This window comes from Buchnera aphidicola (Taiwanaphis decaspermi), from assembly GCF_039405155.1.
In the GTDB taxonomy this organism is placed as follows: domain Bacteria; phylum Pseudomonadota; class Gammaproteobacteria; order Enterobacterales; family Enterobacteriaceae; genus Buchnera_M; species Buchnera_M aphidicola_B.
This window is the reverse complement of record NZ_CP135049.1, coordinates 177,451-203,157: the sequence shown is the minus strand read 5'-3', so window position 1 is coordinate 203,157 and position 25,707 is coordinate 177,451. Positions and strand designations below refer to the sequence as shown.

Genomic DNA, 25,707 nt, shown 5'->3' with positions numbered 1-25,707 from the left:
TTTTTCCTTATGATTATTATAATATTTTAATTATATATTATTTTGTATATTATTCCACCTCCCAAACAAATATCTCCAATATAAAAAACAGCTGATTGTCCAGGAGTAACAGATAAAATAGGTTTTGCAAAAATAACTTTAAATTTTTTTATTTTTTTATAAATAATACATATTGTTTCTTTTTGTCTATATCTTGTTTGTATTTTACATATTAAAGGAAAACATTTTTTTTTCACAAAAAAAATTTTTTTTATTATTATACCTTTAGATAATAAAAAACTATTTTTATATCCCTGAGATACTATTATTAAATTTTTGCTAATATTTTTTTTTACTACATACCAAGGATTATTAGAAAAATTTTTAATTCCTCCTATTCCTAAGCCAGTTCTTTGTCCTATAGTATAATGTATTAATCCATGGTGATTACCAACACATTTACCATTAGTTGTAATAATTTTACCAGGTTTAGAATGTATATATCTATTTAAAAAATTTTTTATTTTTTTAGGTCCGATGAAACATATTCCTACAGAATCTTTTTTTTTAGCTACAGGTATTTTTGCTAAATATGCAATTTTTCTTACTTGTGTTTTTAACATAGATCCTAATGGGAATATACTTTTTTTTATTTGATAACTATTTAGCTTATGTAGAAAATAACTTTGATCTTTATTTTTATCCACACCTTTTAATATATGAAATTTTTTTTTGTAATATTTTTTTCTTACATAATGTCCGGTAGCTATATAATCTGCACCTAATTTTTGTATAGCATATTCTAAAAAATATTTAAATTTTATTTTTTGATTACATAATATATCAGGATTTGGTGTTCTAGATTTTTTATGTTCTTGTATAAATATTTTAAAAACTTCATTCCAATATTCATAAGAAAAATTTATTTTGTGTAAAATTATTCCTATATGTTTACAAACCAATTCAGTGTCTTCTAAATCTTTTTTTGAATTACAAAAATTTTTTTTATCATCCTCCTCCCAATTTTTCATAAACAAACCTTCTACTCGATATTTTTTTTTTAATATCCAAGCTGTAACTGAAGAATCAACACCTCCTGACATGCCTACAATTATTTTTTTCATTTTTTTTACTAATTATATATTATTAATTATTATTTTTTATAATTTATTCTAAAAAAAAAATATATTTTTGTAAACAAAATTAAATATAAAAACACTATATTGTATTTATTAAATATTATATATATAATATTTAAAATTAATTAATTTTTAATAATTTTATAAATTTATATTTAATATTAGTACAATTAATTAAAATTAAAAAAACATATGATTTTAAAAAAAAATGAATAATATAAGAAATTTTTCTATTATTGCACATATTGATCATGGAAAATCAACTTTTGCTGATAGATTATTACAAATTTGTGGAGCATTAAATAAAAGAGAAATGTATAATCAATTTTTAGATTCCATGGATCTAGAAAAAGAAAGAGGAATTACAATTAAAGCACAAAGTGTTAGTGTTAAATATAAATCTAAAAAAGGAAAAATTTTTTATTTAAATTTTATAGATACTCCTGGACATGTTAATTTTAGTTATGAGGTTTCAAGATCATTATCAGCTTGTGAAGGAGCTTTGTTATTAATAGATTCAACTCAAGGAGTAGAAGCTCAAACTGTATCCACTTGTCATAAAGCATTAAATATGAATTTAATTGTAGTACCGGTGTTAAACAAAATAGACTTACCAACATCAAATCCAGATGAAGTTTCACGTGAAATTGAAGACATTATAGGAATTTCATCATCTAATATATTAAAATGTTCTGCTAAAACAGGATATGGTGTAATTGAAGTAATTGAAAAATTAATTAAAAAAATACCTTCTCCTTCTGGAGATAATAAAAAATCATTGCAAGCTTTAATTATTGATTCATGGTTTAATAAATACTTAGGAGTTGTATCTTTAATAAGAATTAAGAATGGTCAAATATTTAAACATGATAAAATAATTATTATGAGTACAGGTAAAAAATATAAAGTTGAAAAAATAGGTATTTTTAATCCAAAAAGTGTTGAACTAAAAAAATTGACATGTGGTGAAGTAGGATGGATTATATGTGGTATAAAAAACATATTAGGAGCTCCAGTTGGAGATACAATAACAAAAGTAAATAATACATCTGACAAACCATTAGTAGGTTTCAAAAAAATTAAACCTCAAATCTATGCTAGTATATTTACTACTAAATCAGAACAATACAATTCTTTTAAAGATGCTTTAGGTAAATTGAGTTTAAACGATTCTTCTTTATCTTACGTAAAAGATTTTTCACCAGCATTAGGTTTAGGATTTAAATGTGGTTTTTTAGGTTTGTTACATATGGAAATTGTTCAAGAAAGACTTGAAAGAGAATATAATTTAAATTTAATTTCAACTTTTCCAAATGTAATGTACGAAATTAAAAAAAATAATAATGATATTATTAAAATTTATGATTTATCAAAATTACCTGATTTTAAATTTATAAAAGAGATAAGAGAACCTATAGTTGAATGTAATATTATTTCTCCAAAAAAATATTTAGGTAAAATAATGAATATTTGTGTTCAAAAAAGAGGAATTCAAAAAAGAATATATTATCATACTAGACAAGTAGAAATTACTTATGATTTACCTATGTCTGAAGTAATATTAAATTTTTTTGATATTATAAAATCTATATCTAAAGGATATGCTTCTTTACAATATAAGTTTAAATATTTCAAAATTTCTGATATAGTTTTTATAAATATTTATATGAATTATAATCGTATAGATTCTTTAACTATAACAACTCATAAAAGTAATGCACAATATAAAGCAAAAGAAATTGTTAAAAAAATAAAAAAAATTATGCCAAGACATCAATTTGATATTATAGTTCAAGCAAGTATAGGTAATAAAATAATAGCAAGATCTACAATAAAACAACTTAGAAAAAATGTTATTTCTAAATGTTATGGAGGTGATGTAACTAGAAAAAAAAAATTATTACAAAAACAAAAAGAAGGAAAAAAAAGAATGAAAAAAATAGGTAATATTAATCTACCACAAGAAGCTTTTTTCTCTATTTTAGATATTAATAGTAAATTAAAATAAAGGGGTAATGTATGGAATATATTTTTACAATTGTTTTAATGATATTGACTATATTGAGTGGTTTATCTTATTTTTTAAAAAAAATTTTTTTTTATACAAACAAAAATAATGATTTTTTAAACAAAAATTTTTTTATAAAATATATGCCATCTTTTTTTCCTATATTTTTTGTTATTTTTTTCATTAGATCTTTTTTATATGAACCTTTTAGAATACCTTCTGGTTCAATGAATCCAACTTTATATGATGGTGATTATATAATGGTTAATAAATTTATATGGGGAATAAAAAATCCTATTAATAATAATATCATTTTTAAAGTTAGCAATCCTAATAGAGGTGATGTAGTTGTTTTTAGATATCCTCATAATCATAATATAAATTATATTAAAAGAATTATTGGAATACCGGGTGATAAGGTTATATATAATGAGTTAAATAAAGAATTAATTATTTTATCAAAAAATAACGAAATGATAAATATTGTATATAGTAAAAATATAAAAAATAAAAATTTTTTAGATAAAAACTCAGAAATAAAACATGAAAAAATAGAAAACAATGAACATAACATTTTATTAAATTCTTCAATAAAAATAAATAATCATGATATTAAAAATAAAAATAAAATTTTTAAAGTATGGAATATTCCATCTGAATGTTATTTTGTTATGGGTGATAGTAGAGACAATAGCTATGATAGTAGATATTGGGGTTTTGTTTCTAAAAAAGAAATAATTGGTAAAGCTGTTTGCATATGGATGCATATCAAAAAAAATTCTTATAATTTTCCAATAAGAATTATATTTAACAGAGTAGGTAAAATTAATTAATAATAAATTATTTATTTTTAATAATTATTACAAATAAATATTTTTGTAAAATGTTTGTGTAAATCATTGGTATTATATGAATTTAATAATATTAAGAAAATTAGAAAAAATATTAGGGTATATTTATAATAATAAAAAGCTATTATATAGAGCTTTAACTCATCGTAGTGCTAGTAGTAAACATAATGAAAGGTTAGAATTTTTAGGTGATTCTATTTTAAGTTTTATAATAGCTAAATATTTATATAAAAATTTTCCATGTGTAAATGAAGGTGATATGAGTAGAATGAGAGCTACATTAGTTAGAGGTTATACTCTATCTGAAATAGCTTGTGAATTTAATTTAGGAGATTATTTACAGTTAGGTCCAGGGGAATTAAAAAGCGGAGGTTTTAGAAGAGAATCAATATTAGCTAATACCGTTGAATCCATTATTGGTAGCATTTTTTTAGATAGTGATATTTTAATAATAGAAGATTTAGTTTTAAAATGGTACAAAAATCGTTTAAAAAAAATAAGTCCAGGAGATAAACAAAAGGATCCTAAAACCAGATTACAAGAATTTTTGCAATCACAACATTTACCTTTACCATCTTATTTTATTCTCAAAGTATGTGGTGAAGCACATAATCAATTATTCACAATAAGTTGTGAAATTAGTGGAATGTTGCGTTTGATTGGAATAGGATCCAGTAGAAGAAAAGCAGAACAACAAGCAGCACAATTAGCATTGATAAAATTAGGATTAAAATAGATAATGATAAAAAAAAAAAGTTACTGTGGTGAAATACCTATAATAGGAAAAAGTAATGTAGGTAAATCTACTTTAATAAACAAATTAATAGGAAAAAAAATATCTATTACTTCAAAAAAAAATAACACAACACAAAAAAATATATTAGGAATAAAAACATTTGATAATTATCAATCTATTTATATAGATTGTCCTGGTGTTATTTTTAATAAAAAAAAAAACAATTATTATTTTGATAAAAAAACTATGAATTACATTTTAAATTCAAAATTAGTAATTTTTGTTATAGATAATATTTATTGGGGTATAGATGAGGAAAAAATATTATTTTTGATAAAAAAATATAATAATTGTATTTTATTAGTGATAAATAAAATTGATTTGTTAAAGAATAAAAAAAAATTATTACCTTATTTAAATTTTTTAAACAAAAAAACAAATTTTTTATCTTTAATACCAGTTTCTGCAAAAAAAAATATTAATATTAAAAACATAATTAAAGTTGTAAATAGATCATTACCAATTAAAAAACATTTTTTTTCTTCTAAAAAAACTAATAATTTATCTAAACATTTTATGATAAAAGAAATAGTAAGAGAAAAATTAATGAGAAATTTAAATATGGAATTACCTTATGATTTTTTTTTAAAAATAAATTCGTTTTATTTAAATGAAAAAAATGAATATAATATTAAAATAAATATTTTTGTGAATAGTTTGAATAAAAAAAAAATTTTTATAGGAAAAAAAGCTTCAAAAATAAAATTATGTAGTTTATTGTCTAGAATAAATATAGAAAAATTTTTGCAAAACAAAGTAAACTTAATGTTGTGGGTAAAAACAAAATATTAAAATTAATTCATAATTAAATTTAAAATAATATAAAAAATTAGGTTTTGAATAATATGACAATTTTAGGAATAGGAATTGATACTGTAGAAATAAATAGAATCAAAAATATAAAAAACAAAATAAAATTTGCAAAAAAAATATTATGTATTAATGAATTTAACGAATTTTTAACAAAAAAAAATAAGGATCATTTTTTAGCAAAAAGATTTGCTTCTAAAGAAGCAGCATACAAAGCATGCTCATTGAAAAATATAAAAAAAAATATATATTTAACAGATTTTGAAATATTTAATAATAAAAATGGAAAACCAAATTTAATTGTTCTAAATGAAACCAAAATAATTTTAAAAAAAATAGGTGTTAAATATATCCATTTAAGTATAACTGATCAAAAATATTATGCTAGTGCCATAGTTATTATTGAGAACTAATTTTTAATATTTCTTTTTCCTTTAAAAAAGTTTTTTAACAAAGAAGAACATTTATTTTTTAATACTCCTCCTTTAATTTTCATTTTATTTTTTATATTTAAAAGTTTTAAAATATTTATGATTGATTTATTTTTTTTATATGAATAAGCTCCAAATACTAATTTTTTTATTCTACTATTAATTATAGCTCCTATACACATAAGACATGGTTCTAATGTAACATAAAGTGTTGTTTGTAACAATCTGTAGTTTTTTATAAATTTACCAGCATTACGTAAAGTAATTATTTCTGCATGTGCAGTAGGATCATTTTGCTTAATAGATAAATTATATCCTGATCCTATAACAATATTTGATAAAATCAACAATGATCCTACTGGTATTTCATTTGAATTTTTTGCTTTTTTTGCTTGTTCTAAGGCTACACTCATCCATTTTATGTCTTTATTCATAATTTTTATATTAGGTAAAGTTATGATTGTTATTATCTTAATAATTTTTTGTTTTTGTCCCATTGTTTTTTTTTATCTAATAATCTTTTATCATATTTTTTTTTTCCTTTTGCCAATCCTAATCTAATTTTACATAAATTTTTTATCCAATAAATAGATATAATTATTATGGTTAATCTCATTTTATTAACTTTATTTTTTAAATAATTTATTTCTTGTCTATGTAAAAGTAATTTTCTATTTCTTGTTTTTTCTTTTAAAATAATATTGTTATTATAAACATATTTTAATGGTTCTATACTTGAATTAACTAAATAAGCTTCATTATCATAAAATGATACGTAACTTCCATTAATGTTTATTTGCTTTTTTCTTAAAGATTTAACTTCCCATCCTTTTAGAACAACACCACTTTCTATTTTTTCTATAATAAAATAATTATATGCAGATTTTTTATTAATTAAAATAACGTTATATTTTTTTTTCATCTATTAAATATTACTAAGTAAAATTATTAATTGTTTAATATATTTTTAAATACTGAATAATAACAAATTTTATTGATAAACTTTAACTAAAGCTGGCCTTAATAAACGATTATTCAAAATATATCCTTTTTGAAAAATTTCTATTACCGTATTTGAAGAAATTTTATTTTTTGTAATTTTAGTTATTGATATAGCTTGGTGTATACCAGGATCAAATGTTACTAAAATATCATTTACTGGAATTACGTTATAATTTTTTAATAATTTTAAAAATTCATTCATAATATTTTTTAAATATTTGTTAATTTTTACATTTTCTTTTTTTTTTATACTAAAAGATTCTATACATTTTTCTAAATTATCCACAATATTTAATAATTCTATTATTTTTTTTTCTAAAGAAAATAAACTAGCATTTATAATGTCTTTTTTAATTATTTTTTCAAATAATTTCATTTCTTTTTTGTTTTTTATTTTTTCTTTTGATATTTTTTTTTTTAAATTTTCTTTATTTTTTTTTATTTCTTTTTTTTTATAATTTAATTTAATTTTGTTTTTTTCAATCATATTAATCTCTTAAAAAATATATTTTACAAAAAATTCAATATTGATATTAATATTATAAAATAATCAAGTTATTTGTGAAGCTAAAGGAGGAACATAAGAAAAATCCATATCCCATGGTTGTTCAATCCATGTATTTTGTGAAATATCTATTATATAATAATCTACTAAATGTTTTTTTATAGGTTTGGCAAAAATAGTTACAAAAAAAGCTTTTGGATACATTTTTCTTATTATTTTAGCAGTTCTGCCAGTATCAACTAAATCATCTATTATAATTATATCTTTACAGTTTCCTTTAGGTTTTTTTAAAACTCTGATGTTTTTTAATTTACAATTATTGTCGTAACTAGATATACATAAAGTGTCTACTTTTCTAATATTTAATTCTCTAGATAATATTGCAGAAGGAACTAATCCTCCTCTACTAACAGCTATTATTTTTTTCCATTTTTTTATTAATAACAACTTTTTTGATAATTCTCTAGTATAAGATTGTATTTTATCCCAAGTAACAATGTATTTTTTGTTCATATACAACCTTGTTGTTTAAAAAATAAAAATTTTTAATTAAATATATTTAATAATAATTTATATTTTTTTATATTAATAAATAATATAAATTTAAATTTTAATTATTTTTTTTAATTTTTATATTTTTCAAAAAGAAATACGGTGCGGACGGGGCTCGAACCCGTGACCCCCGACGTGACAGGTCGGTATTCTAACCAACTGAACTACCGCACCTTATATAAAAAAAAATCTATTTCTATATGCTACCTTTACTTTTCAAATTAGTCAATTTTTTTTTTTATTATACCAAATACAATTTCCTTTTTTTTTCATATTTTTCAAATAATTATTGTGATCTATTATTTCTTTTTTATTAGCTTTTAATATAATATTAGATTTTTTATAAAAATTTGCTTTTATTTTTTTTTTTGGTAAAAAATATTTTTTTTTATTAAATATAATTTTTTTTTGATATTGAGTCATAGATAAATATACTTCTGCTAAAATTTTAGCATCTAATATTGCACTATGTAATTTACGATTAGTTATGTTTACTTTATATCTATCGCATAATGAATCTAAATTATTTTTTTTTCCTGGAAATAATTGTCTTGCTATAGATAAAGTATCTATAATGTTACACATATTATCTAATTTTATATGTTTTTTGTTAATTAAGGAAAATTCATGATTTAAAAACCCAACATCAAAGCTTGCATTGTGTATTATTAACTCAGATTTATTAATATAATTTATAAATTTTTTATAAATGTTTTTAAATAACGGTTTATTTTTTAAAAAATCATTTGAAATTCCGTGTATTTCAAATGCTTTCATATTTATTTTTCTATTTGGATTAATATAAATATGAAAATTATTTCCTGTAAAACGTCTATTAATAATTTCTACAGCTCCAATTTCAATAACACGATGTCCTTCATATGGTAATCCTTGTAAATTTATACCTGTGGTTTCTGTATCTAGTACTATTTGACGATGTTTGTTATATAAAATGTTCATTTTTTATTATATAGGAGAATATTATTTTAATATGTATAAATTTGTTAATATCTTTACTGATGGTTCATGTTTAGGAAATCCTGGACCTGGTGGTTATGGTGCAATTTTGCAATATAAATCTCATGAAAAAATATTTACTAATGGATTTTATCTTACTACAAATAATAGAATGGAGTTAATGGCAGCAATAGTTGCTTTAGAAGCATTACAAGAATCATGTAAAGTTAATATTAATACTGATAGTAAATATCTTCAAAATGGTATTACAAATTGGATAAAAAAATGGAAATTACAAAAGTGGAAAACAAGGAATAAAAAAAAAGTTAAAAATATTGATTTATGGTTAAGATTATCAAAATTAATCAACATACACAATATACATTGGATTTGGATAAAAAGCCATTCAGGAAATTATTATAATGAAATATGTGATAAAATAGCTAAAAAATCTGCAAAAAATCCTAATTCACAAGATACAGGATATAAAATATAACACATTTTGCACATTATAAAAATTAAAATAAAATGAATATTAAAAATAATAAAAAAATTAAGTTAAAATTAATAAAAAATTTTACAAATAATTATACATGGATATTATATAAAAAAAATAATTGCGTTATAGTTGATCCAGGCGAATATAAAAAGATATTACATATAATTAAACTATATAAATTATATCCTAAATTAATTTTATTAACTCATTATCATTACGATCATATGATGGCTGTTAATTCTTTATTAAGTATTTGGCCAAAAATAAAAATAATTAGCCCAAAAAATATATATTATATTAATAAGAAAGAACAAATAAATTTTTTTTACATATTAAAAGAAAAAATTTTTGGCAAATCTATCAAAATAATTAATACACCTGGTCATGCATTATATCATGTGTGTTATTACATATCTAATTATTTGTTTTGTGGTGATTTATTATTTAATTCTGGATGTGGTAAAATATATAACAATTTATATTATGAAATGTATAAATCTATACAAAAAATAAAAAGTTTACCCCAAAATACTTTGATATGTTGTGGTCATGATTACATAAAATATAATTTGATTTTTACTATGAAAATTATTCCTAATGATAAGTTTGTTAAAAACTTTTACAAAAAAATAAAAAAAAGTAATAAAGAAACAATAAATTCTTTAAAAATAGAAAAAAAAATAAATTTATTCCTTAAAACTTCTAATTTTTATTTAAGAAAACAATTGTCTAAAAAAGAAATTTTAAAACCTTTTGAATGTTTTTGTTTGTTAAGAAAGATGAGAAACGTTTTTTAATATGGAGCTAAGCGGATTTGAACCGCTGACTTCCTGCGTGCAAAGCAGGCGCTCTACCAGCTGAGCTATAGCCCCTAAGAAATTAATAGTGTGTGCTTATTTTATTTAGGCCTGAGTGGATTTGAACCACCGACCTCACCCTTATCAGGGGTGTGCTCTAACCACACTGAGCTACAAGCCTGTTAAAAATTAATCAGACAATTATTGTGGGCACTTATATTTCAATAAATAAAAATAATATTATATGTAAGGAGGTGATCCAACCGCAGGTTCCCCTACGGTTACCTTGTTACGACTTCACCCCAGTCATGAACCACAAAGTGGTAAGCGCCACCCCATAAAAAATTACAGGTTAAGCTACTTGCTTCTTTTGCAATTCACTCCCATGGTGTGACGGGCGGTGTGTACAAGGCCCGGGAACGTATTCACCGTGGCATTCTGATCCACGATTACTAGCGATTCCTACTTCGTGGAGTCGAATTGCAGACTCCAGTCCGGACTACGACTTACTTTATGAGATTTGCTTATCTTTGCAGAATTGCTTCTCTTTGTATAAGCCATTGTAGCACGTGTGTAGCCCTGGTCGTAAGGGCCATGATGACTTGACGTCGTCCCCACCTTCCTCCGGTTTATAACCGGCAGTCTCCTTTGAGTTCCCAGCTTTACCTGTTGGCAACAAAGAACAAGGGTTGCGCTCGTTGCGGGACTTAACCCAACATTTCACAACACGAGCTGACGACAGCCATGCAGCACCTGTCTCATAGTTCCCGAAGGCACTCTCATATTTCTATAAGATACTATGGATGTCAAGACCAGGTAAGGTTTTTCGCGTTGCATCGAATTAAACCACATGCTCCACCGCTTGTGCGGGCCCCCGTCAATTCATTTGAGTTTTAGCCTTGCGACCGTACTCCCCAGGCGGTCAACTTAACGCGTTAGCTACGGAAGACACTTCTCTTGGAAGCAACCTCCAAGTTGACATCGTTTACAGCGTGGACTACCAGGGTATCTAATCCTGTTTGCTCCCCACGCTTTCGCACCTCAGTGTCAGTTTTCGTCCAGGAGGCCGCTTTCGCCACTGGTATTCCTCCAGATATCTACGCATTTCACCGCTACACCTAGAATTCTGCCTCCCTCTACGAAACTCTAGTTTATTAGTTTCAAATGCTGTTCCTAGGTTGAGCCTAGGGATTTCACATCTGACTTAATAAACCACCTACGTGCTCTTTACGCCCAGTAATTCTGATTAACGCTTGCACCCTCCGTATTACCGCGGCTGCTGGCACGGAGTTAGCCGGTGCTTCTTGTACGAATAACGTCAAGAATAAAAATTATTAGTTTTTATTTTTTCTTCTTCGTTGAAAGTACTTTACAACCCTAAGGCCTTCTTCATACACGCGACATAGCTGCATCAGGCTTGCGCCCATTGTGCAATATTCCCCACTGCTGCCTCCCGTAGGAGTCTGGACCGTGTCTCAGTTCCAGTGTGGCTGGTTATCCTCTCAGACCAGCTAGAGATTGTTGCCATGGTAAGCTTTTACCTTACCATCAAGCTAATCTCGTCTGGGTTCATCTGAAAGCGTAAGGTTTCTAATTATATTATAATTAGAAATCCCCTACTTTAGTTTTCCAACATTACGCGGTATTAGCCCTCGTTTCCAAGAGTTGTCCCCCACTTTCAGGTAGATCCCCAGATATTACTCACCCGTTTGCCGCTCGCCGTCAAAAAACTAAAAGTTTTTTTCGCTGCCGCTCGACTTGCATGTGTTAGGCTTGCCGCCAGCGTTCAATCTGAGCCATGATCAAACTCTTCAATTTATTTCTAAAAAGTTTTAAAATACAAACTTTTTTAATTTCTGTTATTTTTATTATATCAAAATAAAAATGCCCACAAAAATTGTCTGATATATTTTTAAAGAGCTGGTAGTTATATTATTCTTTACTGCTTGACTTATAGATCATAACTGTTTTTTATAAAAAGTCAATCTTTTTTATTTTTATTTAATAAAAAAATTAATTAAATAAATATTTCTTATTTTTTACAAGATATCATTATTATCATTTAATTATTTATTGATTAAGAAAAATATTTTATATATTCATAAAATATGTTTAAATAATAAATATTTTAAAATAACAAAAGATGACTATTATGAATATATATAAAAAAATATATAAAGATTTTGAAAAAATATTTATTAGATATATATCTAAAAAAAAATATGATCCTATTGTTAGACAATCAAAAAATGAAAAATGGGATTATCAAATAAATGGTGTGATGAAATTGTCAAAAATAATAAATATTAATCCAATAAAATTAGCAAAAAAAATAGTTAAATTAATAAATATAAACAATATGTATAAAAGTTTTGAAATATCCCATCCTGGATTTATAAATATATTAATAGACAAACATTGGATATCTAAAAAATTAGATGTAATGATATTTTCAAAAAAACTTAACATTAAATATAAATCAAAAAAAAATATTGTAATAGATTATTCGTCACCAAATGTTGCAAAAGAAATGCATGTTGGTCATCTTAGATCCACAATCATTGGTGATGTTAGTGCACGAGTTTTAAAATTTTTAGGTCATAATGTAATAAAAAATAATCATATAGGAGATTGGGGTAGTCAATTTGGAATGATAATTTTTTATTTAAAAAACAAATCATATAACATAGAAAAAATTAAATTAAAAAAATTAGAAAAAATTTATAAAAAGTCAAAGATTATGTATTCAAAAAATAAAAATTTTTATGATAAATCTAACAAATATCTTTATAAATTACAATCAGGAGATTTATTTTGTCATAAAATATGGAAAAAAATAGTTAACATTACAATGCAAGAAAATATTAAAATATACAAAATTTTGAATGTTACTTTATCTGACAAACACACAATAGGTGAAAGTAAATATAAAAATATGTTACCAGGCATAATTAAAGATTTACAATTAAAAAAAATATCCATAAAAAAAAATAATGAAATTTTTGTTGTTTTAGACAATATAAAAAACAAAAAAGGAAAACCTATGGGTATCAAAATTAGAACTAAACATAAAACATATTTATATACTACGATAGATATTGCTTGCATTAAACACAGATGTAAAACGTTAAAAGCTGATAGAATAATTTATTATACTGACGTTAGACAAAAACAACATTTAAAATCTATATTTACGATTGCTAAAAAAGCAGGTTATATAACAAAAAATACTAAAATTGAACATCATATGTTTGGGATGATGTTAAATAAAAAAGGATTACCTTTTAAAACTAGAAATGGTAATAATATTAAATTATCTGTATTAATTAAAAAATGTTTTGAAAAATGTAAAAAAATATTAAAAAATAAAAATTATAAATTATCTGATTATAAAATTAATAAAATATCACTAAAAATAGCTATAGGTTCTTTAAAATATTATGATTTATCAAAAAAAAGAATTAATAATTATATTTTTAGTTGGAAAGATATGTTAAATATCAATGGTAATACATCATCTTATATACAATATGCATATATGAGAATATATTCAATATTAAAAAAAACAGAAAATATAAATTTTTATCTGAAGAAAAAAATGAAATTAAAAAAAATAGAGGAAATAAAATTAGGATTAAAAATTTTACAATTTGAGGAGATATTATTATTAGTAGCTAAAAATGGTACTCCTCATGTTATTTGCAAATATTTATATCAATTATCAAATATATTTTCCAATTTTTATGAAAAACATCCTATATTAAATAGTTTACATAATGAAGTTAATATATATCGTTTAAAATTAATCATTTTAACTTCTAAAGTATTAAAAACAGGTTTACAAATGTTAGGTATAAATATCTTAAAAAAAATGTAAATTTCTTTATAAATATATTTTTAATAATAAAATATAAAAATATTAATAATTTTGTTTTAAATAAATAGAAAGGAATAATATATGCGTACAACAAAATATTCTTTATTTACATTAAAACACATAAAATCAGAGTCAGATAGCATTAGTAGTCAATTGATGAAAAAGTCTGGTATGATACGTAAATTATCTTCTGGTATATACACATGGTTACCTATAGGTCTACGTGTATTACATAAAGTAATAAACATCATTAAAAAAGAGATGAACGATATTAATGGTATAGAAATATTGATGCCAAATATTCATCCTTTTAAGTTATGGGAAAAAAGTAAAAGAATAGATTTATATGGAAATGAACTAATTAAAATAAATGATAGAAAAAACAGAAAATTTATATTAGCGCCTACACATGAAGAAGCCATAACATATTTATTGAAAAATGAATTTACTTCTTATAAACAATTACCCATTTTTTTATATCAAATAAATAATAAATATAGAGATGAATTAAGACCATGTTTTGGTGTAATACGTGCTAAAGAATTTATAATGAAAGATGGATATTCATTTCATATAGACAAAAAGTCTATGAAAAAAACTTATAATCTAATATATAATAAATATATTGACATTATGAATATACTTTCAATAAAATTTAAAATAATTAAGGCAAAAAACAATCATATGGGTGGTAATATTTCTCATGAATTTCAAACATTTTGTAATAATAGATATTATAATAAAAATAAAATAGATTTTTGTAATGAAAAATTAAATATTTTTATAAAAAAAAATAAAATATCTTATAAAAATATTGTTCAAATGATTGTTTTTAAAAACAAAAAAAAATTTTTAGGAGTTTTAATTAGAGGTGATCATAAAATTAATAAAAATAAATTATTAAAAATTAAATCAATTGATAAAAATATAAAAGTTGCAAAATTAAAAGAAACTTTAAAGATACAAAAATATAATTTAAAAAAAATAAACGAAAAAATTTTGTTAATTGCTGACAAAAAAATGAAAAACATGTCAAATTTTATTTTTTTTTCAAATATACATAAAAATTTTATCATTAATATGAATTGGAATAAAAAATTCCCATTACCTAAATTAAAAAATATTTCAAATATAAAAAAAAATAGCAAAAAAGAAAAAAATATAGAAGTAGCACATATTTTCCAAATAGAAAAAAAATATTCTAAATGTATGAATTTTAATATAAAAAATAATTTAGGTCAAAAAAAACTTATTCATATGGGTTGTTATGGTATAGGAGTAAGCAGATTAGTAGCTGCTTTTATAGAACAAAATCATGATGAAAAAGGAATAATATGGAAAAATAACATAGCTCCATTTATTATAAGTATAATACCTATAAATATTAACAAATCTTATAAAGTTAGAAAAACATCTGAATATATTTATAATGAAGTAAAAAAAAACAACATAGATGTAATATTTTATGATAGTAAAGAAAGAATAGGAGTTATGTTTAATAATATAAGATTAATTGGCGTACCTCATTTATTAGTAATTAGAGAGAAAAATGTCAAAAACAAAGAAATAGAATATCAAAATAGGTTAAATACTGTTAATAAAATTGTAAAAATAGAAAAAATAAATTTTTTTTTAAAAAAAATATTAAATATATAAGTCAACTTAAAACTTTTTTGTTTTTTAAATGAAAAATATTTTTATTTAATAAAAAAAAATATTATTTTGTTTTTTCCTAATAACATTCGCAATTCATTTAATAAAGATTCTTTAACTTTTATGTTGCTAAATTTATTTAAAATATTTTTTTCTTTTTTATTGTATAATTTTTCATCTTTTACATATATTAAATATATGTTAATATTACCACCTAAATAAGAATTAATTATTTTGCTAATTTTATCTATATATTCTTTTTCTATTTGTTTTTTGTTCAAATAAATTTTTATTTTTTTTATGTAATTATTTCTCATATCATCAATATCAGTTATTTTTATTGCGATAAATTGCGACACATTTTTGTATTTATCAAATTTTAAAAAACCTTTTATTATTAATAAATTATTTTTTTTAATTATTTTATTATATTTTTTAAAAGTTTCTTCAAAAACCACTATTTCTATTTTTGCAGAACCATCATCAAAATTAATAATACATATTTTTTTGTTATTTTTAGTATTTTTAACTTTATAAGAAAATATTAAACCAACAATATTAGTTGCCTTTTTATTATTATAATCACATATTCTTTTTATTTTTTGGAAATTAACATAATTTTTTAATTCATTTTTATAATATTTAATTGGATGTGATGATAAATAAAAACCTAACATTTCTTTTTCTTTATCAAGTACAATTTTTTTAGGCCATATTATTTTTTTATAAGAATTACATATATTTTTAATACTATTATTTACTGTAAGACCAAACATATCTATTTGCATATTTTTTTTAGATTTAGATTTTTGTGTAGCGTATAATAGAGCATTTGGTATCATATAAAACATTAATGGTCTACTTATATTAAAACTATCACAACAACCTGAAAAAATTAATTTTTCTAAGAAATTGCGATGAGTTTTTTTTTTATATATGCGATAACATAAATCAAATATATTATAAAAAAAACCGTATTTTTTTCTAGTAATTATTATTTTTTTGATAATTTTAGATCCCAAACCTTTTATAGATCCCAAACCATAAACAATTTCATTTTTTTTGTTTACATAAAATTTATATTTACTATAATTAATATCAGGTTTTAATATCTTAATTCCTATTTTTTTACATTCATCTATTAAAAAAACTATTCTATTTATATTATCCATTTCTGAATTCATTACAGAGGACATAAATTCTGCTGGATAATGTGTTTTTAACCATAAAGTTTGATAAGAAACTAATGCATAAGCTGCAGAATGCGATTTATTGAAACCATATCCAGCAAACTTTTCCAATAATTCAAATATTTTAGATGATAATTTTGAATCAATATTATTTTTTTTTGCACCTTTTTGAAATATAGAATAATGTTTTTTCATTTCTTTTAAATCTTTTTTACTCATTGCTCTTCTTAATAGATCTGCTGATCCTGGTGTATAACCAGACAAAACTTGAGCTATTTGCATAACTTGTTCTTGATATAAAATAATTCCATAAGTTGATTTAAGTATAGGTTTTAATAATCTATGTTGCCATTTTATATCAGGATAATAAATAGGTTCTAATCCTCTTTTACGAAAAATAAAATTATCTACCATTCCTGATTGCAATGGACCAGGTCTAAATAAAGCAACTAATGATATAATATCTTCAAAACAATCTGGTTGTAATCTTTTTATTAAACATTTCATTCCATAAGATTCTAATTGAAAAACAGCTGTTGTTTTACATTCTTGCAAAATTTTAAAACTTTTTTCATCATTCAGTGGAATATTATTAATATTAATATTATTTGTTTTGTAATTTTTATTTATCATTTTAACTGTATTATTTATAATAGTTAAAGTCTTTAGACCTAAAAAGTCAAATTTTAATAAACCTATATATTCAATATCATTTTTGTCAAATTGTGTAAGATATTTACCTTTAACATCATCATAATATAAAGGTAGAAAATTAGTTATTTTATGAGGAGATATAACCAGACCACCAGCATGTTTTCCTATATTTCTTATTACACCTTCTAATTGTAGTGACATATTTATTAAAAAATTAATATCTTTATTATTTTTATATAAACTTAATAAATTTTTTTCATAATATAAAATTTTTTTTAATTTAATACCTTGATCATTAGGTATTAATTGAGATATTTTGTTTATAAATCCATATGTATAACCTAAACAACGACCTACATCTCTAATTACAGCTTTTGCAGTCATTGTTCCAAAGGTTATTATTTGAGATACAAATTTTTCACCATATTTTTTAATAACATAATTAATTACTTGATCTCTTTTTTCCATACAAAAATCTATATCAAAATCTGGTAAGGAAGTTCTTTCCGGGTTTAAAAACCTTTCAAAAAGTAAATTAAAAAATAAAGGATTCACTTCAGTAATATTTAATGAATATGCTACAAGAGAACCAGCTCCAGAACCTCTACCTGGTCCTACTGGTATATTGTTTTTTTTAGCCCATTGTATAAATTCCATAACTATTAAAAAATATCCTGGGAATTTCATTTTATTAATTATTTTTAATTCTAGGTTTAATCTATCAAAATATCTTTTTTGTTTTTTTTTTATATCTTTTTTATTTTTATAAATTTCATTTAATCTTTTTTTTAAACCTTTATGAGATTTTAATATTAAAATATTTTTAGCACTTATATTTTTAGTAGGGAAAATAGGTAAAAAATACTTATTAGAATTTATTGTGACATTGCATCTTTTGGAAATCTCAACAGAATTATATAAAGACTCAGGGATATCTGAAAATAATTCGCACATTTCTTTTTCACTTCTCAAAAACTGTTTTTTACTGTATAATTTTTTATCAAAACTACTTAATGGTATTCCTTTTTGAATAGATACTCTTATTAAATGTGCATTGAAATCTTTTTCTTCTAAGAAACATACTTGATTAGTTGCAACAATAGGTATATTATTTTTTCTTGATATATTTATAATATTTTTTAAATAAAATTCTTCTTGATCTTTTTCAGTTCTAATTATTTCTAAATAATAATTATTGTAAAAATGTTTATTATAAAAATATATATAGTCATTTAAAATTATATGATCTTTTCTTAATATACATTTCCCGATATCACTTTCCAAACCTCCAGAAATTAATATTAATCCTGTTTTGTATTTTATTAGTAATTCTCTTGTAATGAATATATGATTGTTTTTTTTATATTTGTTTGCTAAAGATATTAATTTTATTAAATTTTGATATCCATGATTATTAGAAGCTAATATTGTTATATTATTAAAATCTTTATTTTTTTTGCAAAGTATTTTAAAATCTACACCAATAACAGGTTTTATTCCGTAATGATATGCATATCTGTAAAATTTTATTACACCATATAAATTAAAAAAATCTGTTATAGCTATAGCAGGCATGTCTAGATATACACTTTGTTTAACAAAATCTTTTGGTTTAGATAATCCATCTAAAAGAGAATATTCTGTATGAACTCTAAGATGAACAAATTTAGGTGTTAACATATATTTCCTAAAAAAAGATTAAAAAATAAAAAAAAATTATAATATTAAAATAAAAATTAAAACAATTTCTTAGTTTTATTTTTGCAAAAATAAAACATTAATTCAGATTCGCATACTACTTTTTTACTAACAATAGCTATACATTTAAAAAAATAGAACGATATTTTTTTTTTAATAATTATGCTTTTTATAACTAATTGATCTCCTGGAAAAACTTTAGACTTAAATCTTGCAAAATTTACACCAACAAAAAAAAAGCTACTTAATTTTTTTTTTAAATTAATTTTATTACTTAATGAAAATAATAAATATGAAGATTGTGCCATCGTTTCTATAATCATAACTCCTGGAAAAATTGGGTTTGAATAAAAATGACCTTGCAAAAAAATATCGTTATTACTAATATTTTTTATTGTTTTAATATAAAAATTATTTTTAATTTTTAATATTTTGTCAATCATTAAGTTTGGATATCTATGTGGTAAATAATTTGATATTTTAATTTTTTTAATATTTTTCAAAAAAATATGACCTATATAATTATAATTTATATTTATCTTAATATAAATTAATTAGTAATATTTATATAAAAAAAAGATATTTTACATATATTTATAATATAGTAAAATATCTTAAAAATTATTTTTTTATTAGATATAATACTATTTGCAAAAATATTTTAGCCAAAATTAAATTGTAAAAATTCTATAACATCTCCATTATTGCATTTTAAAGGGATAGATAATGCTAAACTTAATGGTCCTATAGGAGATATCCATTTAAAATTTACACCACTAGAAATATTTATTTTTTTTGGGAAAAAACTATGTTTGTTTAAAATACAACTTAATTTATGTATTTTATTTAATTCTTTAAAATTACTATTCCATAAACCACCGGCATCTACAAAAAATATAGTTTGAAATCTAATTTTTTTATCATTTATATTAATATAATGAGGTATAACTAATTCAACATTATTAAATATTTCAGCATTACCTCCAGAAAAATATTCTAAATGTTTTTTGTAAAAAGATCTATTATGTTTGTAATATTTTTTAATACCAATACTATATGGATCAAAACCTCTAATTTTATCAGCATATAATAGGTTGAAGTTTTCATAAAAAGGATAATCTTTATAATCTAAAGTATTACCATAACCAATTTTATTTTTCATTCTTAATAAAATATTTTTTTTATTATTTAATAATAATTCTTTATTAGATTCTATTTCTGTTTTATAAAAAAAATTATTAGAAAAAGGAAATGTTATTTTTCCTGATATATATATATTATTATAATTATAAAAATTATTATGATGTTTTATACTAAAAAAATAATTCATAAATAAATCTTTTACGAAAATATTAAAATGTTTTGAGTTTCCATTAAATGTTTTTTTTGAATTTATATCATGAACAATATAAGAATTATCTTCTATTTTTTTTATTACATTATTATTATAATCTAATCCTAAATTAATACTTTTATTTTCTTTTTTATTAATATATATGTTGTTTTTCATTCCATAAATTATTTTTTTATAATTTAAATCATCGTATTCATCTCTCTTTACATTTTTAAAATAAAACATATTACTAAAATTATATTTTTTTGAATATTTAGGAAAATAAATAAAAGATGTTGAAAAACTATTATTTTGTAAATTTTTATTTCCTTCAAAACTAAATATATTACCTGTACCTAAAAAATTATTTTGATTTAAACTTATATTAAAATTAACACCTGTTTTTTTTTTATATTTTAAACCAACATTTATTTCGTTATTATTTTTTTCTTTAACTGTATAGATGATATCTACTTTATTTAAAGTATTTTTAGTATGTACTATTTGAGTATTAACCGAGCTAAAATAACCACTATTCTTGATATTTTCTTCACTTTGTTTAACAAACATGATATTAATTATTTTGTTTTCTAACTGTTTTATCTCTCTTCTGATAACATTATCTTCAGTATTAATGTTTCCTGTGATATAAATATTATTTACTATAAATGAATAACCTTTATTAATATAGCAAGATAATTCTACAGTATTTTTATTATGATTTATAATAGGATATATATTTATTTCTGGTTCTAAATATCCATAATTACTTAAAAATTCTTTAATTTTATTTTCAATATCTTTTATAAAATTTATATTATATAGATTGTTGTTATAATTTCTAAAAATTTTTTTTATTAATTTTTTTAAATTTTTTGTGTTAGAAAACACATTTATTTTTTTTATTTTATATTGATTTCCTTCATGGATATTAACATAAATATTAGATTTCATACTATTTTTAGAAAAAATAACAGATATGTAATTAATTTTGAAATTAATAAAACCGTTTTTAAAATATAATTCTTGTAATTTTTTTAATGATTTAGAAAGTTCATATGGATAATAATAATTTTTATTTCGTAAATTCCATAAAAAAACATTATGTTTTTTATTGAACATGTTTAACAACATATTTTTAGAATATTTTTTATTTCCTACTATTTTTATTTTATTTAATATAGAATTCACACCTTCTACTATATTTATATTTAGTTGAACATAATTATTTGGTAAATGAGTTATTGATAAATTACAATGAGCTCCATATTTTCCTTTAATAAAATATTTTTTTTTTATTTTTTTATTAAATAAAAAAAAATAATATTTATCAAAATATTCATTTTTCTTAATATTAAGAGAAGATAAACATTGTTTAATAACATCATTACTTATAGTAATATTTCCTTTAAATAGTACATTAGAAATAATGTTTTTTTCTTTCAAATATATATAAGTTTTATTATCAAAATTTTTTATTTGTATATTATTAAAATAACCTGTATTAAATAAATTATGAATAATATTATCTGATTTAAAAACATCTTTATTTGATTGTATATTTTTAGATATAGCATTTAATATTTTACTGAAAGGTATTTTTTCAATTCCTAATATATTAATGTTATTTAAATTATTACATGCATAACATATGTTAAAATTAATAAATAACATTAAAAATATCAAAAGTTTTTTTATTTTCATAATAAAATTTTTTCTATGTTGTTATATAGTTTACATAAATGTTGTGTTGTATATATAAAATTTTTTTTATTTAAAAAATAACTTTATTGTATTAATAAAAAATAATAATTTTTATTTCTTACAAAAAAAATTGCATAAGAATTAAAAAATATTTTTAAATATTATTTATTCAATATTTTTTATATTTTAGATAATTGAGCAACTTTTAATTTTAATATTTTATCAATTTCTTTTACATAAACATTAGTTAATTTTTGTATTTTATTCTCATAAAATTTGTTTTCATCTGTATTAATTAATTTAGATTTTGCACAAGAATTAATATATTTTTTAGAATTACGTCTAATATTTCTAATTAGTATTTTAGTAGATTCAGACTCTTTTTTTACTAATTTTATTAAATTTTTTCTTCTTTCTTCAGTTAATGCTGGAATAATTAATTTTATAGTGTTTCCTTTGGATATAGGATTTAAATTTAATTCTGAATTTAAAATAGATTTTTCTATTTGTTTTATGATATTAACATCAAATACATTTATTTTTAATGTAAAAGAATTTTCTGCTACTATATTAGATACTTCTTTTAATGTAGTTTTTTTTCCATAATAATCGATAAAAATATTTGACAATAATTCGGGAGATGCATAGTTTGTTCTTAATTTATTTATATTTGTCTTGAAAAAAAATATTTTTTTTTTCATTTTTTCTTCAGTTTTTTTTAAAATATTATTAATCAATTTGACACCTATTTTAAGTTTTTTAAATTTTTATTTATATTAACAAATTTAACAATTATTAATTAGTAATTAATGTACCTTCTTGTTTTCCTAATAAAATATTGTACAAAATAGATTTTTTATTTATATTAAAAATTCTTATAGGTATGTTATGATTTTTTGCTAAAATAAAAGCAGATAAATCCATAATTTCTAATTTTTTACTTAATATTTCTTTATATAATAATTTTTTATAAATAATTGCTTTAGAACATTTTAACGGATCTGAAGAATATACTCCTTCGACTTTAGTAGCTTTTAATATTATATCAGCATTTATTTCTATTCCTTTTAAACAAGCAGCTGAATCTGTTGTAAATAAAGGGTTACCTGTACCTCCTGAAAATATTACAACATATTTTTTTTTTAATAATTTTAATGCCTTTTGTCTGTCATAAGATCTACAAATATTATGAATTGGTAAAGAAGACATTAAACAAGTTTTAATTTTTTGTTTATTCAAAATATCAAACATAGCTAAACTATTTATTATAGTAGATAACATTCCAATTTGATCTGATATAATGTGATTTATTCCTTTTTTAGATAATAGTGATCCTCTAAATAAATTACCTCCTCCAATTACAATACCTATTTGAACACCTAGTTTTATTATTTTTTTTATATCTTTAGATATTTTAAACAAAAATTTAGATGATATACCATATTTTTTTGTTCCTTTAATAGATTCTCCACTTATTTTAAGTAAAATTCTATTATATTTAGGTAATTTATATTTAATATTCATGTTTTTCCTAAAATATTAAATAATCATTTTAAATAATAAACATAAAATAATTATTATATAATTTATTAATTAAATTTATATCGATTCGCATAATTCAAATCTTACAAATTTATTTATGTTGACATTATTTTCTAACAATAATTGCGATATTAACTTATTTAAATCCATTATAAAATATTGTTTTTTGATCACTAATTCTTCAATAAATTTGTTTATTTTATTATTAACTATTTTTTCTGTAATTTTTTTATTTTTACACAACTTGCTAACTATATTACACTGAATTTTTCTTTCTTTTTCTATTAAGTTTAAAGGTACATCTTCTACGTTTATATATTTTGGTCTGTTTGCAGCTATATGCATAGATAATTGTTTTCCTAATTCTTGTTCATTTTTATCAATATCTATTAATACACCTATACGATTATTATGCACATAAGATATTATGTTTTCACCTTCTATAATAGAAAAACGTCTAATTTTTATGTTTTCACCAAATTTTGATATTAATTCATTTATTTCTATTTCAAAATGTTTTTTTATTGATTCTAAATTATTTAATTTTTTAAATAAAATTTCTTTTGTTATTTTGTTACCAAACTTTATAAAATTACTATTGTGAGAAACAAAATCAGTTTCACAATTTAATTCAATTAATAATCCTTTACATTTTTTTTCAATAATACTACAAATAATACCTGAACCAACTTCTCTATTAGATTTTTGAATTGCTTTAATAGTACCTGATAGCCTTAAATTATCAACAGCTAAATTTATATCATATTTAGATTTTATTAATGATTTTTTGCATTCTAAAAAACCTACACCAGTTATATATCTTAATTTTTTTATTAATTCCAATATATTTTTTTTCATTTTTTCCTCAGATAATGTAATATTTTTAAATAAAAAATCACGCTGTCTTTTGACAGCGAACAAGAAATATTGCTATAACTATTATATTTTAAATGTTTTTTTTTTGGTAATAGCATAAGTAATAAACTTTAGATACAAATTTATAGATCTTATAGCGTCATCATTACCTGGTATTATATAATCTACACCATAAGGACTAGAATTGGTATCCACTACAGCAAACACAGATATACCTAAGCTATTAGCTTCTTTAATAGCAATTTGTTCATGTAAAGCATCTATAACAAAAATAGCATTTGGTAATGTACCCATATCTTTTATACCACCTAAACTATTTTCTAATTTTAATAATTCTTTGTGTCTTATTGATGCTTCTTTTTTTGTTAGTTTATTAAAAGTACCATCTTTAGATTGTATTTCCAAATCTTTCAATCTTTTTATAGATTGACGAACTGTTTTCCAATTAGTAAGCATACCACCTAACCATCTTTGGTTTACATAAAATTGTTTACAAGTTAATGCTGTCTCTTTTATTTGTTTGTTTGCAGTTTTTTTAGTACCTACAAATAAAATTTTTCCTTTTTTTATAGCAATTTTATTTAATTCTAATAAAGCTTTATTAAACATCGGTAAAGTTTTTTCTAGATTAATAATATGTATTTTATTACGAGAACCAAAAATAAAAGATTTCATTTTAGGATTCCAATAACGAGTTTGGTGTCCAAAATGGACTCCTGCTTTTAACATATCTCTCATAGAAACTAATTTCATAAATTGATCCTTTATAAAAATATTTATATATTTAATACAATATTGAAATTAAATTATATTTTATTGTATTTTAAATATAAAAAAAAATAAAATAAATTATT

At 21.1% G+C, this 25,707-nt stretch carries 22 protein-coding genes, 3 tRNA genes and 1 rRNA gene; 9 read left to right on the top strand and 17 right to left on the bottom strand.

The genetic code is table 11. The features are described 5' to 3' along the window. Nucleotides 1-26: 26 nt before the first annotated feature. Nucleotides 27-1,103 (bottom strand): tRNA 2-thiouridine(34) synthase MnmA, encoded by a 1,077-nt coding sequence (gene mnmA, locus RJX39_RS00960; protein WP_343192779.1) that lies wholly within the window; start codon nucleotides 1,101-1,103, stop codon nucleotides 27-29. A 223-nt stretch (nucleotides 1,104-1,326) separates the two neighbouring features. Here mnmA and lepA point away from each other — a divergent pair, with 223 nt between their 5' ends. The 5 genes from lepA (at nucleotide 1,327) to acpS (ending at nucleotide 5,996) form a co-directional block, all read left to right on the top strand. Continuing rightward, on the top strand, nucleotides 1,327-3,126 hold the full coding sequence (gene lepA, locus RJX39_RS00955) for a translation elongation factor 4 (RefSeq protein ID WP_343192778.1): 1,800 nt from the start codon (nucleotides 1,327-1,329) through the stop codon (nucleotides 3,124-3,126). 11 nt (nucleotides 3,127-3,137) lie between these two features. Next, the gene (lepB, locus tag RJX39_RS00950; RefSeq protein ID WP_343192777.1) at nucleotides 3,138-3,959 is read left to right on the top strand and encodes a signal peptidase I; all 822 of its coding nucleotides are present in this window, start codon (nucleotides 3,138-3,140) and stop codon (nucleotides 3,957-3,959) included. Nucleotides 3,960-4,035: 76 nt separating this feature from the next. Further along, a complete protein-coding gene (gene rnc / locus RJX39_RS00945; protein WP_343192776.1) occupies nucleotides 4,036-4,713 on the top strand; it encodes a ribonuclease III in 678 nt (225 codons plus the stop codon). 3 nt (nucleotides 4,714-4,716) lie between these two features. Beyond that, nucleotides 4,717-5,565 (top strand): GTPase Era, encoded by an 849-nt coding sequence (gene era, locus RJX39_RS00940; RefSeq protein ID WP_343192775.1) that lies wholly within the window; start codon nucleotides 4,717-4,719, stop codon nucleotides 5,563-5,565. Nucleotides 5,566-5,618: 53 nt separating this feature from the next. Further along, the gene (gene acpS, locus RJX39_RS00935) at nucleotides 5,619-5,996 is read left to right on the top strand and encodes a holo-ACP synthase (protein ID WP_343192805.1); all 378 of its coding nucleotides are present in this window, start codon (nucleotides 5,619-5,621) and stop codon (nucleotides 5,994-5,996) included. Here acpS and tadA read toward each other — a convergent pair. The 6 genes from tadA to dnaQ all read right to left on the bottom strand — a co-directional run bounded on the left by tadA (nucleotide 5,993) and on the right by dnaQ (nucleotide 9,033). Next, complete coding sequence (gene tadA / locus RJX39_RS00930; RefSeq protein WP_343192774.1) at nucleotides 5,993-6,511, bottom strand: tRNA adenosine(34) deaminase TadA; 519 nt, start codon at nucleotides 6,509-6,511, stop codon at nucleotides 5,993-5,995. The two genes, acpS and tadA, sit on opposite strands and share 4 nt — an antisense overlap. After that, nucleotides 6,481-6,936, bottom strand: a complete 456-nt coding sequence (smpB, locus tag RJX39_RS00925) for an SsrA-binding protein SmpB (protein WP_343192773.1) — start codon at nucleotides 6,934-6,936, stop codon at nucleotides 6,481-6,483. Before smpB ends, tadA begins: the two co-directional genes overlap by 31 nt. Before the next feature lie 69 nt (nucleotides 6,937-7,005). Further along, nucleotides 7,006-7,503 (bottom strand): nucleotide exchange factor GrpE, encoded by a 498-nt coding sequence (gene grpE, locus RJX39_RS00920; RefSeq protein WP_343192772.1) that lies wholly within the window; start codon nucleotides 7,501-7,503, stop codon nucleotides 7,006-7,008. A 63-nt stretch (nucleotides 7,504-7,566) separates the two neighbouring features. After that, nucleotides 7,567-8,034, bottom strand: coding sequence for a xanthine phosphoribosyltransferase (gpt, locus tag RJX39_RS00915; protein WP_343192771.1), 468 nt, complete (start codon nucleotides 8,032-8,034; stop codon nucleotides 7,567-7,569). A gap of 139 nt (nucleotides 8,035-8,173) precedes the next feature. Then, nucleotides 8,174-8,247 (bottom strand) — tRNA-Asp (locus RJX39_RS00910). Nucleotides 8,248-8,298: 51 nt separating this feature from the next. Then, complete coding sequence (gene dnaQ / locus RJX39_RS00905) at nucleotides 8,299-9,033, bottom strand: DNA polymerase III subunit epsilon (RefSeq protein ID WP_343192770.1); 735 nt, start codon at nucleotides 9,031-9,033, stop codon at nucleotides 8,299-8,301. A 31-nt stretch (nucleotides 9,034-9,064) separates the two neighbouring features. On the opposite strand from dnaQ, the gene rnhA reads away from it, so the two are divergent. Next, on the top strand, nucleotides 9,065-9,526 hold the full coding sequence (gene rnhA, locus RJX39_RS00900; protein WP_343192769.1) for a ribonuclease HI: 462 nt from the start codon (nucleotides 9,065-9,067) through the stop codon (nucleotides 9,524-9,526). 32 nt (nucleotides 9,527-9,558) lie between these two features. Continuing rightward, nucleotides 9,559-10,326: a hydroxyacylglutathione hydrolase gene (gene gloB / locus RJX39_RS00895; protein ID WP_343192768.1), complete on the top strand. Its 768-nt coding sequence runs from the start codon at nucleotides 9,559-9,561 to the stop codon at nucleotides 10,324-10,326. A gap of 2 nt (nucleotides 10,327-10,328) precedes the next feature. Here the strand turns inward: gloB and RJX39_RS00890 are convergent. The 3 genes from RJX39_RS00890 to RJX39_RS00880 form a co-directional block, all read right to left on the bottom strand. Further along, nucleotides 10,329-10,401, bottom strand: a tRNA-Ala gene (locus tag RJX39_RS00890). A gap of 31 nt (nucleotides 10,402-10,432) precedes the next feature. Beyond that, nucleotides 10,433-10,507, bottom strand: a tRNA-Ile gene (locus tag RJX39_RS00885). A 66-nt stretch (nucleotides 10,508-10,573) separates the two neighbouring features. After that, nucleotides 10,574-12,144, bottom strand: a 16S ribosomal RNA gene (locus RJX39_RS00880). Nucleotides 12,145-12,478: 334 nt separating this feature from the next. Between RJX39_RS00880 and argS the strand changes: the two genes are divergently transcribed. Together argS and RJX39_RS00870 are read left to right on the top strand one after the other, a co-directional pair. Continuing rightward, nucleotides 12,479-14,203, top strand: coding sequence for an arginine--tRNA ligase (gene argS / locus RJX39_RS00875; RefSeq protein ID WP_343192767.1), 1,725 nt, complete (start codon nucleotides 12,479-12,481; stop codon nucleotides 14,201-14,203). 81 nt (nucleotides 14,204-14,284) lie between these two features. After that, nucleotides 14,285-15,859 (top strand): aminoacyl--tRNA ligase-related protein, encoded by a 1,575-nt coding sequence (locus tag RJX39_RS00870; protein ID WP_343192766.1) that lies wholly within the window; start codon nucleotides 14,285-14,287, stop codon nucleotides 15,857-15,859. A gap of 41 nt (nucleotides 15,860-15,900) precedes the next feature. Here RJX39_RS00870 and dnaE read toward each other — a convergent pair whose 3' ends face one another. The 7 genes from dnaE to rpsB form a co-directional block, all read right to left on the bottom strand. Then, nucleotides 15,901-19,380, bottom strand: a complete 3,480-nt coding sequence (gene dnaE / locus RJX39_RS00865) for a DNA polymerase III subunit alpha (RefSeq protein WP_343192765.1) — start codon at nucleotides 19,378-19,380, stop codon at nucleotides 15,901-15,903. Nucleotides 19,381-19,436: 56 nt separating this feature from the next. Further along, a complete protein-coding gene (gene fabZ, locus RJX39_RS00860) occupies nucleotides 19,437-19,901 on the bottom strand; it encodes a 3-hydroxyacyl-ACP dehydratase FabZ (RefSeq protein ID WP_343192764.1) in 465 nt (154 codons plus the stop codon). A gap of 158 nt (nucleotides 19,902-20,059) precedes the next feature. Then, the gene (gene bamA, locus RJX39_RS00855) at nucleotides 20,060-22,435 is read right to left on the bottom strand and encodes an outer membrane protein assembly factor BamA (RefSeq protein ID WP_343192763.1); all 2,376 of its coding nucleotides are present in this window, start codon (nucleotides 22,433-22,435) and stop codon (nucleotides 20,060-20,062) included. Between the two features lie 179 nt (nucleotides 22,436-22,614). Continuing rightward, nucleotides 22,615-23,172 carry a ribosome recycling factor gene (frr, locus tag RJX39_RS00850; protein ID WP_343192762.1) on the bottom strand — a complete coding sequence of 186 codons (558 nt, stop codon included), beginning with the start codon at nucleotides 23,170-23,172 and terminating at the stop codon, nucleotides 22,615-22,617. 58 nt (nucleotides 23,173-23,230) lie between these two features. Further along, complete coding sequence (gene pyrH / locus RJX39_RS00845) at nucleotides 23,231-23,959, bottom strand: UMP kinase (RefSeq protein WP_343192761.1); 729 nt, start codon at nucleotides 23,957-23,959, stop codon at nucleotides 23,231-23,233. Nucleotides 23,960-24,034: 75 nt separating this feature from the next. Next, the gene (tsf, locus tag RJX39_RS00840) at nucleotides 24,035-24,898 is read right to left on the bottom strand and encodes a translation elongation factor Ts (RefSeq protein ID WP_343192760.1); all 864 of its coding nucleotides are present in this window, start codon (nucleotides 24,896-24,898) and stop codon (nucleotides 24,035-24,037) included. A gap of 18 nt (nucleotides 24,899-24,916) precedes the next feature. Then, the gene (gene rpsB, locus RJX39_RS00835; protein WP_343192759.1) at nucleotides 24,917-25,606 is read right to left on the bottom strand and encodes a 30S ribosomal protein S2; all 690 of its coding nucleotides are present in this window, start codon (nucleotides 25,604-25,606) and stop codon (nucleotides 24,917-24,919) included. Between the last annotated feature and the right edge of the window lie 101 nt (nucleotides 25,607-25,707).

Bases quoted from the DNA above. Each gene is read 5' to 3' on its own strand.
- mnmA (WP_343192779.1), bottom strand. From the start codon at position 1,103: ATGAAAAAAATAATTGTAGGCATGTCAGGAGGTGTTGATTCTTCAGTT.
- lepA (WP_343192778.1), top strand. From the start codon at position 1,327: ATGAATAATATAAGAAATTTTTCTATTATTGCACATATTGATCATGGA.
- lepB (WP_343192777.1), top strand. From the start codon at position 3,138: ATGGAATATATTTTTACAATTGTTTTAATGATATTGACTATATTGAGT.
- rnc (WP_343192776.1), top strand. From the start codon at position 4,036: ATGAATTTAATAATATTAAGAAAATTAGAAAAAATATTAGGGTATATT.
- era (WP_343192775.1), top strand. From the start codon at position 4,717: ATGATAAAAAAAAAAAGTTACTGTGGTGAAATACCTATAATAGGAAAA.
- acpS (WP_343192805.1), top strand. From the start codon at position 5,619: ATGACAATTTTAGGAATAGGAATTGATACTGTAGAAATAAATAGAATC.
- tadA (WP_343192774.1), bottom strand. From the start codon at position 6,511: ATGGGACAAAAACAAAAAATTATTAAGATAATAACAATCATAACTTTA.
- smpB (WP_343192773.1), bottom strand. From the start codon at position 6,936: ATGAAAAAAAAATATAACGTTATTTTAATTAATAAAAAATCTGCATAT.
- grpE (WP_343192772.1), bottom strand. From the start codon at position 7,503: ATGATTGAAAAAAACAAAATTAAATTAAATTATAAAAAAAAAGAAATA.
- gpt (WP_343192771.1), bottom strand. From the start codon at position 8,034: ATGAACAAAAAATACATTGTTACTTGGGATAAAATACAATCTTATACT.
- dnaQ (WP_343192770.1), bottom strand. From the start codon at position 9,033: ATGAACATTTTATATAACAAACATCGTCAAATAGTACTAGATACAGAA.
- rnhA (WP_343192769.1), top strand. From the start codon at position 9,065: ATGTATAAATTTGTTAATATCTTTACTGATGGTTCATGTTTAGGAAAT.
- gloB (WP_343192768.1), top strand. From the start codon at position 9,559: ATGAATATTAAAAATAATAAAAAAATTAAGTTAAAATTAATAAAAAAT.
- argS (WP_343192767.1), top strand. From the start codon at position 12,479: ATGAATATATATAAAAAAATATATAAAGATTTTGAAAAAATATTTATT.
- RJX39_RS00870 (WP_343192766.1), top strand. From the start codon at position 14,285: ATGCGTACAACAAAATATTCTTTATTTACATTAAAACACATAAAATCA.
- dnaE (WP_343192765.1), bottom strand. From the start codon at position 19,380: ATGTTAACACCTAAATTTGTTCATCTTAGAGTTCATACAGAATATTCT.
- bamA (WP_343192763.1), bottom strand. From the start codon at position 22,435: ATGAAAATAAAAAAACTTTTGATATTTTTAATGTTATTTATTAATTTT.
- pyrH (WP_343192761.1), bottom strand. From the start codon at position 23,959: ATGAATATTAAATATAAATTACCTAAATATAATAGAATTTTACTTAAA.
- rpsB (WP_343192759.1), bottom strand. From the start codon at position 25,606: ATGAAATTAGTTTCTATGAGAGATATGTTAAAAGCAGGAGTCCATTTT.